At 33.1% G+C, this 10351-nt stretch carries 11 protein-coding genes; 3 read left to right on the forward strand and 8 right to left on the reverse strand.

Annotated features, from left to right (window positions below; genetic code table 11):
* The first annotated feature begins 21 nt into the window (after window positions 1–21).
* Entirely contained in the window at window positions 22–510 is a 489-nt protein-coding gene (locus tag PQ511_RS22600; RefSeq protein WP_273854175.1) for a hypothetical protein, read from the forward strand.
* Window positions 511–657: 147 nt separating this feature from the next.
* Here PQ511_RS22600 and PQ511_RS22605 read toward each other — a convergent pair whose 3' ends face one another.
* From PQ511_RS22605 to PQ511_RS22615, 3 genes are all read right to left on the reverse strand, one after another.
* Window positions 658–1725 carry a PIN domain-containing protein gene (locus PQ511_RS22605; RefSeq protein WP_273854176.1) on the reverse strand — a complete coding sequence of 356 codons (1068 nt, stop codon included), beginning with the start codon at window positions 1723–1725 and terminating at the stop codon, window positions 658–660.
* Between the two features lie 96 nt (window positions 1726–1821).
* The gene (locus PQ511_RS22610) at window positions 1822–2043 is read right to left on the reverse strand and encodes a hypothetical protein (RefSeq protein WP_273854177.1); all 222 of its coding nucleotides are present in this window, start codon (window positions 2041–2043) and stop codon (window positions 1822–1824) included.
* A 54-nt stretch (window positions 2044–2097) separates the two neighbouring features.
* Entirely contained in the window at window positions 2098–2664 is a 567-nt protein-coding gene (locus PQ511_RS22615) for a recombinase family protein (RefSeq protein ID WP_273854178.1), read from the reverse strand.
* Window positions 2665–3062: 398 nt separating this feature from the next.
* Here PQ511_RS22615 and PQ511_RS22620 point away from each other — a divergent pair, with 398 nt between their 5' ends.
* Window positions 3063–3671, forward strand: coding sequence for an ArsR/SmtB family transcription factor (locus PQ511_RS22620; RefSeq protein WP_273854179.1), 609 nt, complete (start codon window positions 3063–3065; stop codon window positions 3669–3671).
* Window positions 3672–3751: 80 nt separating this feature from the next.
* Window positions 3752–5041, forward strand: coding sequence for an MFS transporter (locus PQ511_RS22625; protein WP_273854185.1), 1290 nt, complete (start codon window positions 3752–3754; stop codon window positions 5039–5041).
* Between the two features lie 586 nt (window positions 5042–5627).
* Here PQ511_RS22625 and PQ511_RS22630 read toward each other — a convergent pair.
* The 5 genes from PQ511_RS22630 to PQ511_RS22650 form a co-directional block, all read right to left on the reverse strand.
* Entirely contained in the window at window positions 5628–6029 is a 402-nt protein-coding gene (locus tag PQ511_RS22630) for a hypothetical protein (RefSeq protein ID WP_273854180.1), read from the reverse strand.
* 181 nt (window positions 6030–6210) lie between these two features.
* Window positions 6211–6690 carry a GNAT family N-acetyltransferase gene (locus PQ511_RS22635; protein ID WP_273854181.1) on the reverse strand — a complete coding sequence of 160 codons (480 nt, stop codon included), beginning with the start codon at window positions 6688–6690 and terminating at the stop codon, window positions 6211–6213.
* A 127-nt stretch (window positions 6691–6817) separates the two neighbouring features.
* Entirely contained in the window at window positions 6818–7756 is a 939-nt protein-coding gene (locus tag PQ511_RS22640) for a phosphotransferase family protein (protein WP_273854182.1), read from the reverse strand.
* Between the two features lie 58 nt (window positions 7757–7814).
* The gene (locus PQ511_RS22645) at window positions 7815–8549 is read right to left on the reverse strand and encodes an alpha/beta fold hydrolase (RefSeq protein WP_273854183.1); all 735 of its coding nucleotides are present in this window, start codon (window positions 8547–8549) and stop codon (window positions 7815–7817) included.
* Window positions 8550–9028: 479 nt separating this feature from the next.
* A complete protein-coding gene (locus tag PQ511_RS22650; protein WP_337957791.1) occupies window positions 9029–9565 on the reverse strand; it encodes a GNAT family N-acetyltransferase in 537 nt (178 codons plus the stop codon).
* Window positions 9566–10351 lie beyond the last annotated feature (786 nt).

Here is a 10351-nt window from a genome sequence, read left to right on the forward strand (position 1 = left end):
ATTGTAAAGGAAAATACACCTATGTTATGGGAACCATATTTGGAAGATATAAATATAATTGAAGCAGAAAAAAATTACTTTACAGATATTATTGAACAAAACTATAAAGTAACTGAAATAAAAGATATTAGTACGGAAGACACGAAACGATTCAAAGCTACTGTCTATATAGAAAATGCAAATAGAAAAAACCATGTTAGACAAGATATATTTAAAATAATGGATACATTAAAAAAACTAAAAAATTATCCTAATCTAAAGTACAAAACAAAACATGGCGAAATACCTGCTGACTTAATACAACTTACCATCTATAAAGTGGAGGCACGAAGTGGGAGGCGTGAGAAGTACCTCATTTCTTCAAATGAAAATTTTATTGCAACAGTGCAGTACTTTTCTCATCAAAACTATAAACTCTCCCACACCTCGCTTAAAGGTAATATATGGAAGGATTTAAAATTTAGAAGAGAAGGTGATATCGAATTTGGTTGGAACCCAAATTTCGGATAAGAAAAAAGATTATATTCCCTATTGATACATCTAAAATATCTACACTCTCTTAAAATTAAGATTATTAGCAGATTAGGATATGAACCATTTTAAATAATTCATATCCTAGTCTTTTTTTACATTGTACTTATGGAAATAATTTAATACTTATATATATAAGTATTGAGTGGACAAATGTAATAATTCATATTCGTCTACAGATTTATTTGTGAGGTTGAAGATTAACCTCAATTCAATAATAAATTTGTTATTGAGATCGGAAGATATAAATTCAAATCTCTCTTCCTCGCCAATAAAATCACGTACCTCGTGACTTAAGATGAAATCATCCCAACTAAAACTTACAGAAAAATCTATATCAGTAGTAACGGTTAAGTCTATTAATAATTCATTTTCATTGAATAATGTTACATTAGACACTTCGTCTATTTTGACTTGATTAAGGGTATTAAGAGAAGCCAAACCTATCTGATCTGTTAACCCTACTCCCATAAATAGTAAATCATCCTCACTTACAAGGTAATCAATTTCACCCTTCACCCAATCACTAATATTTAATGCTTCATATTCTCCTTTTTCTAATTCCCTTCGAGTATTTTCAAGTTTCTCTAATTGTGGCATTATGTAATTATCGTTAAAATTATCCAATCCATCATATAATATTATATTACATTCGTTATTTGTGACTTCTTCCATTAAATGATTATGTACTTTCCCATTAGAACCGAAGTCCTGTATATTAGAAGTAATAAAAATAATTGTATCATTGCTATTCTTACTGAACTCTACAATGGTTTGCCAAATCAAATAATCTCTATAACCACTACCTTCTCCTAAAAATGGTTTTCTTCTGGAAAGTTCCATACTTACAATTTGTTCATGCGCAGTAGAAGGATAAGGTAAAAAAATACCACCATTGTCAATTATTTTTCTTTCAAAATAATCTTTATACTCTTTATTTACTGCATTTGAATCTATACCATTAAATTTTTCCTCTTTAAATAAAAATTTGTTAAGCTTATCCATCTCAGACCGCGCCTTACCTATTATGCTCTCAACCTTTTCTCTATGTTTATTTACGACTTCATCTTTAACTACATCTGGGATGAATATTTCACCAGATATAACTGAAAGCTCATTTAAAAAAACTCGAAACCCTGGAGAATTCATTTTGAAATCTGAAATAAAAATATTGGAGTCAATAAACACTTTCATAATATAATTCACTCCTAATTATGCTGATTTTATAATATTCAAACATAATCATAACATTTTTGCAAAAGGTTAAAATTATGTTTGCGATAATTCTAATTATATATGAAATCTCATATTTCGTTTGTTATCAGGTTTTTTCTGTTGCAAAAATTTTAATTCTTGTGTTCCGGATTCGAAATTAATTGTACTTAAAGGAAAATTTCCTGCCTTTTCTTTTACAAGATTCCACTCTTTCCTTTTACCTTCTATGCGTTTCTCCAAAAGAACTTGTTCTTCTTCATCTTCAGGACGGTTTTCTAACTCCTCAACCTTCTCCATATGAGTTTTTTCTACAAATCTATGTTACCAATATTTTAAAAAGTTTCTATTATTTTAATTTTGATTGTTTGGATTTTTTAAGTATCGATAAAAAGTAGCTCTACTAATACCCGTAGCATCCAGTATCTCCTGTATACTGTATTCTTTACTATCATACATACGAAATGCCATATCCAACTTGGATTGATCTTTTTTAGGTCTACCTCCCTTTCTTCCTCGAGCTCTTGCTGCATCCAAACCAGCCTTAGTTCGTTCTGAGATGATGTCACGTTCAAACTGTGCGAGGCCACTGAAAATCGTAAAAACGAGTTTCCCCATCGCAGTTGTTGTATCGATGTTTTCGTTAATGGAAACGAAGTTGATCTCCTTCTCCTGAAAGTCGTTGATCAGGTCGACCAGATGTTTCGTGCTCCGACCGATTCGATCAAGCTTGTAAACGACAACTGTGTCCCCTTCTCTTAGATACTTCAACATTTCCGTAAACGCAGGACGGTCTTTTTTCGTACCGGTGATCTTCTCCGAGTAGATGTTCTTCTCTTCGACTCCATATTTCTTTAACGCATCGAATTGCATATGTAAGTTTTGGTCCTTCGTACTGACTCGAGCGTATCCAAATAACATATTGGTCTCCCCTTTTCGATTGTTGGTAGTTCTATATTATCAAAAAGGTTAGTTGAGACATATATCGAAACTTTGATTATGAGACGGTTTTTGATACTAGTTTTAGAGGAGTTTTGATTTGTTGGAGGTGAGTTTCATACTCGTTATCAAAAACGAACATTTGGTACAACTTCATTTATTAGTATTCAACGAATCACTCATAGAGTAATTATGAATGAGGAATGAGTTGATTCTCTTTCAACCAGTTTAAAAAAGCTATATCCTTTTTCTTTTTAGAAGAAGTACGCTTTATGTAATACTTTTGTTCAAACTTAAAGGAGTATATTGTAAATCTCATCCATAGATGTTACTATACGGTTAAATAAAACTGACGGAGTAAATAAAGGAGACTACAGAATATGCTACCCATGATGACGTTAACCGATCATAGTCAATTAAAAGCCCTGAGCGATCCACTTAGAGCTAAAATGATGATTCGTCTCTTAGAAAAACCCTATACTGGTCAACAATTATCAGAGGTTTTTGATCTTTCTCGTTCCAAAATTCATTATCACTTAAAAGAACTTGAGAAAAATAAGCTCATAAAGGTTGTTCGAAGAGAAGAGAAAAACGGGATAGTTCAAAAATTTTATCAGTCTGTAGCACGTGGTTTTACACCATCTGCTGAACTACTTCCACACGTGACTGATATCAGTGAATCTTCAAGGCAATTACTATTCCAAATGGCTGAAAAAACCAAAAGTGTAATTTTATCTGCTCCTGAACATGCTTTTGATCAGGATCACGCCACCGAGGTCCCATCTGAATGGAATTATGTAGGTTCAATGTGGCAGGTTAGTGCTACAGAGGAGCAGTTTAAAACCTGGATAAAGAAATATTTTTCCCTTATGGAAGAACTTCGCTCGTTAAACGAACAGAAAGAGAAAACCTCGAAACAAAAATTGTATTTTGTTTCGACGATGGCATTTGAAATTGATGATGAAATTTTTAAAGATGAGAAGGAGTAAGCACTCCTTTTTATTTTCCATTTCAGTCAAATTAATTTGACTGAGTAATTTTATTGAACTAAGGGAGGAAACTATTCATGATTGAAATTCTTAAGGACAAAAATTTCTTGTTTTTATTTCTAGGTCGAATCGTAACGAATATTGGGGACAGCCTTTATTATGTCGCTACAATGTGGCTTGTTTACGAATTAAGTCAAAGTTCTTTTTATGTTGGTTTAGCAGGCTTTCTAGTTTTAGTGCCAAAAGCGCTACAGTTTTTAACAGGTCCATTCGTAGATAAATGGGATATTAAAAAAATACTAGTGACTACACAACTCCTTCAATGCCTTCTTTTGATATTAATTCCAGTAGCTTATACACTTCATTTTCTCACAGTACCCTTCTTATTAGTCCTAATGCCTTGTATTGCCATTATCGAGGAATTTGCATATCCTACTCAAACAAAAGCCCTTCCATTAATACTAAAGAAAACGGATTTAATTAAAGGTAACTCTCTATTTTCGTTCGCCTATCAAGGCGTTGACTTAGTTTTTAATGCTCTTGCAGGCATTCTTGTTGCGCTCATTGGAGCTATTAGTCTCTTTATTGTAGATTCCGTCACCTTTGGTATTGCTGCTATGCTCTTCAGTTTCCTCAAGATTCCTAAAAAGAGGAAAGCACAGTTAGCTGCTGATGTAAGAGAGGAAGCTGCTTTTATCTCCTATAAAAGGGACTTGTTCGAGGGTTTCTCCATTGTTTTTGGATCCTTACTTTGGGTATTTTTACTTGGTTCGGTTGTGGCGAACTTTGCAATTGGAATGACGATGGCTATATTACCTTCTTTCGCTAACAACATTGGCGGGGTAGAAATGTATGGTTTTTTATTAACTGCAGTTTCGGCTGGTTCGTTAATCGGTGCTCTCTTAGGATCGGTACTAGGAAAGTTCCGTGTTGGCGTTATCTCCATTGTCTGTTTCGCATTAGGTGCTGGATCATGGACATTATCTGCGCTCATAGGGAGTCCAATCATTTCTACTGTTCTATTTGGTCTTGCATGGATACCAATAGGAGCTGTCAACGTATTATTTGCGGGGATTGACCAGGCTGTCTTACCAAACCATGTTTTAGGAAGAGTCAACTCAGTCATGTACAGCATAAGTGTGGTAGCTATGCCAATTGGTTCTTTGTTAGGTGGATATTTAGCTACCACAATGAGCAGCTCAACGATTTTTGCCTTTACTGGAATAGGTGTGTTTTTTATTTCACTTGTATGGCTTGCTCACCCAGATTTAAGAACGTTACCTAAAGCACACGATATAGATGCAAGCACTTTTAAGATCAATACGCAATCTTTTGATCATGATACAGGAAAGGAAGCTCCCTTCGGATAGGATGTGAAACAGGGAATCTACTACTTTTAGAAATCTTCTAATATATAACAACGAAAGACCAGAATTTACGGTATAACATTTACTATATAAGTAGGCGAAGGTTATGATTCAAAATAGATAACATAAATAGAAACAAACCAAAACAAAGCAATTAGTAGGCGAGGATCTTTGTATTCAAGTTTTTCAAATTCATTTATTTTGTTTATATTAAATTTTAAAGCTTTGGCTCTCTTAATTAATTTGGAGTTAAATGTAAAGAGAACAAAAAGTATAATTGGGAGAATAAGGATGTCGAATTTTATTATCTTGTCACTTAGTCCTTCTCTAATATTTAAACTGGACGTTATCATTGGCATTGATAACCCGTATAAAAACAATGCATTTTGTAACCAAAAGACTATAAAAATTTTTTCGCGTTTTTTTATAAGTACATATATCAGAAGTATTGTTGGGATAACAAATAAGAATATACCGATACCTAATGAAATCTTTCTTCACCACACTAGTTGATTTTTATTAATATGACAGCGAATTAGTTTGTGCTTCAAACGCTCTAAGATTGTTGAAGATAAATTACATATGGAAATCAATCAGCTAGTCCGTTCCATATATATTGCTGGCTTTCAATATCAGCATAAACAATCACATTATTTGTGGAAGATGTACTTTTTGTAGGAAATTCAATAGCATCAACATCTTCTCCTACCTTTGTATTCATTTCATTTGATTGTTTAGCAAACATATCGCCTGTTAATTTCACTTTTGATATTGTTCCATCTTCCCAAGTTCCATCAATAAAATCTATTTGGTCCGATGGTAATTGAGTCCAAACTACCTTCCTTACATCTTCATCTTCAGAAAGTTCTTTTTGTTCTTTTACATCGACTTTGTTTTGTTTATTGTTGTCTATTGCTTCGCTTTCATTTGAACAGCCCATTCCCACTAAAGGTAGGACTGATAACATACAAAGTAGTATAATTTTTTTCATATGTACACCTCCACATAATATTTTACCAAATAGACGGTATAACCCTTCCTTAAATTACAAAAAGGGTTATACCGTCAACATTCCAAGAAATTTCTTCAAAAATGTTATTCCTGATTCGCTCCGAGATTCTGGAAAACTTGATTTCGAGATATATTAGAATGACTTTTAAAATAACTGCCAGTTACCTTAATAACTTTTCCAATTTTATTTCGTCTCTGATTGGAATACCCTCGTTACCTCTTAAAGGAATTTCAGGTTTGAGCTTCCTTGCTTCTTCAACTGCATTTCTAAATATCTGTGCTAAAACATATCCTCTCTTTTGATAAAACTTAAGTGCTAACAAATTATCATTAGTGGTTATAAGGTTTATGTAGTAACATTTATTCCTTAATGCAATTTCCTCTACTGCCTGTAAAAGAGAAGTCCCAACCCCTTTATTTTCTTCCGTACTATCTAATGAGATAATTTCGCATTCATCATTGTTAATTATGAAAGTAATTAAACCAATAACTTCTGTTTTATTATCTAAAACTACATATCCATCTAATTGACTACAATCATAGATACCAGAAGAAATAACCATTTCTGTACTACCCCAATGCTTTTTAAAAAACTCAATTACTTTAGCCTGGGAAATTTCACTTATTGCTAACAGCTCCATTATTAAACCTCCATCAACGATCTTCCATTTAAACTTTTTACAATTCCAATTATTTCAAATAAACTTGAGTAACTCAATCATTTATTCCTAATTAAAGGAGCCTATCTTATTACAGATAAGCTCCGATTTAATGGAATAAGCCTTTCTCTTCGTTTACTATCCTTTTAATTTCTCCTACTTTAAATTCAGTGATTTTTTTTATGGTATTTTCATCTGTAAAACCTTGAAAATACTTGTTTATCTCCCATGCCAGCATCATCGTTGTATGGTCTATATAAAGATAGTTAAAGTCTTTTATATAATCTTCTTCTACAATATTAAGCTGTCCTTCCTTCAAAAGTTTCCAATATGCCTTAATTACAAAGTTAATTAACTCTATGTCGTAAATATCCTGCAACAGAATTGTTATATCTCTCAGTGGTGAACCAATTGCTGCCCATTCCCAATCAATAAACCAAATCTCCTCTTCATAATAGAAAATATTTTCTAAATGAGGATCTCCGTGAGTTAAGACTAAAGGACTTCTCGCTTCAAAATTACTTAAAGATAATTGATCATATGTATCATTTATTGTTTGGATCCACTCAGACTTTGCCCAATGGTGGCGAGCACACAACTTTTTCATTTCTTCTAAACACCAATTGCGCCATTCAGAGCTTATTTGGTGAATAGGTAACTCGGGGGTATAAGAGTTCGACCTTGTATCATGCAGGTCTGATAACCTCTGTATGATATCACTGATTACCTTCTTTCTATCTGTTAAAGATAAACTTTCATAGGTGTCTTTTAGTGGTGACTCAAGGTCATGCATTAAAATGGCCTGGGGAGCATTATTCCAGATTTGTACTAATTTGCTAAACTGCTTAATAGGATTTTTAAGTTTTTCATAGATATCTATTTCATTATTTCGATCAGCTGCAAATTGCTTATAGATATAAGATCCTCTTTGATTCTTATCATCTAAAACATCAACCCTAAATATCCTACCTGCATGAGCACCATGAATAACTTTTTTACTTAGTAGCTTCCACTTTTTCTCTCTCATTCTTTCTTCTAAATGCGTCAAAGGATCATCTCCATTATTGTTGTGATTGAAACAGGTGGTTAAGAATTCTAATGAGAAACTATGATTTATAAGTAATTATCTCAATCATTTCTTTAATGGCATTTATGACAGGTTTCGGTCTGTCGATGTGGATGGCGTGTCCAGCCTCTTTAACTATAATATGTTTACTTGTTTTAGTTAGATACGAAAGGTCAATTTGAAACCTCATCCAGGCATCAAAGGATTCACTCGTATGATGGGGTTGCGTTCCTCCTGTAAGCACGATAAGAGGAATGTTTTTGAGTTTACTTCCTCGAACTTGTTCTAGACTTTCTTCAAATTCATTTAACGAAGATTCTACTAAGAATTGCCCTAAGTATTCATTCTTTACTTCTTCAGTAAACAGGGGTACCATTTCATTATTTTGATCTTCGTGAACTGAATCTATTAGGATTAGTCCTGTTACCTCTTCAGAGTACCTACTCGCATAAAGTCGAACATTTACTCCACCAAACGAATGTCCTACTAATATGTATGGAGGCTTGATATCTGCAGCTTTAAGTAGGTTTCTAAGATTCTCGACAATTTGTAAACTATGTTTGGGTTTATGACTATTATTACTTTTCCCTATACCTTCTCTGTCATAAAAAAACACGTTTGCAAAAGTCGATACTTCTTTTCTAATGGATTGCCAATTGTCTAATGCCCACCCATAACCTGATTCAAAAACGACCGTTGGGCTAGAGTCAGACATATCAATATACTCGTAGTAAAGCTCTGTTCCTTCGACATTTATCTTTTGACCATTACTCAAATTTCTCTCCCCCCAATAAAGGACCTCTTCTTGATCAAGTTAATTTCGATGATCAATAAAACAATCGCTCCGAGATTGCTTAAGACTCGTTGTATGCACTAATACTAACTCCACTGAAATTGAAAAAGCTGCTCTCAAGTCTAATTTTCTTTCTTTCGGAAATATTTCCATTTGTATGCGGTACTTAATGCCAGTAAAGCGATAATTAGAAAGGACTTAAGATAAGGGTTTGATACTGTGAAATTTACGAAAAAAGTAGATATTACTATAAATAAGTAAACTAGTATTAAAGATAAAGGTAAAGGCTTATCTGACTTCAAAGTATCACCTCTTTAAATGAATTATTTATAGTCTCTTTCTAATAATACAACAAAGGAGTCAGATGACTTAATTCTCCTACCAACATTCCAGGATCATCCCCTAAACCTACATTGAGAGCTTACTTTTCATTAAGTAAACGCTCCGAGTTTGTTGAACAATTAGCTCTTATATTCATTTTTTAAGAGACCATATACGTCAACATCTTCATATTTATTGTGAAGTAATCTATTTTCCTTTAATCTTCCTTCTTTTTGTAAACCAGCCTTTTCTAAAACTATGGTTGAAGCTTTATTTCTGGATATAGCTGATGCCCAGACTTTGTTTAAATCCAGGTGATTAAATCCAAATTCAATCATTCTATTTACTGCTTCTGTCGCAAACCCGTTACCCCAAAAATCTCTACCAATCCAATATCCAAGCTCACCTTTATTATTGTTTTTATCAATTCTTAAAGTGATCGTACCTATTATTTGATTATCATTCTTGGTTACTATTGTAAGAGGGTACTCAAGCCCCTCATGAATTTGTTCTGGTTGAATAGCGATCCATTCTTCAGCATGTTCTAGTTCATATGGATGAGGAAGACCTAGAATAGTAGCTAATTCTTTATTGTTCGCTAAATCCTTAATCCTGCTAGCATCTTCTTTCTGGAATGGTTGCAAAGTTAATCGATCAGTTTTTAATTTCAAAGACAAATTCCCCCTAGAGTACTGTTCCGGTAGTTTAATACCAATTATTTCAAAATGATACTCTAAAGGCAATCCTTATTTGCAAGAAAAGAGAGCTAATCTTTATTAAAGATTAGCTCCGAGATAATGGAGCAAGACTTAAATTGAAAGTCAAATACCAAGCAATTGGCATCTTTGTTAATAATATTTACCCATCGTAACCTTCTATAAAGATTAGAAATTTTGTTATCGCAATTCCTAGTAAAGAAATGAAAAAGCAAAAGAGTAATATAAATGGTATCGCGCCCTCAATTCCTTTAATAGAACAATGGAAGCACCCGAATGCCATTGGGATAGCAATAACATACGTTAAACTGAGTTTTCTTAGGAAAAACCTCATTATTACACTAATTATTAGAGCTATTACACCAATATTAAACACATCAATTACTATGGTAATATCCGCCATTAAGACTTCACTCCTGATGAACAAAAAATTAAGTTATATTAGTTCTGCACGACTGGGGTTGAAAAGAAGAAAAACTCTATCTCAAATTGTCCTTCCCCAAGTCATTAAACTGCTTACAGAGCGTTTATTTCCTATCTTTATTACCAATTATTTCAAACATTTGAGAACAACTCAATCTTTTTTTTTACATTAAAAGGAGCCTATCTTATTACAGATAAGCTCCGAGATTCCGGAAAACTTGATTCCGAGATATTATAATCCTGTGATAATTAGGTATTATGGCTTTTCCCTAATCTTACCCCATTAACAACAACACCAATTGACCCTGTAATAATAAATACATA

This window comes from Guptibacillus spartinae (assembly GCF_028610625.1).
Taxonomy (GTDB): domain Bacteria; phylum Bacillota; class Bacilli; order Bacillales; family Guptibacillaceae; genus Guptibacillus; species Guptibacillus spartinae.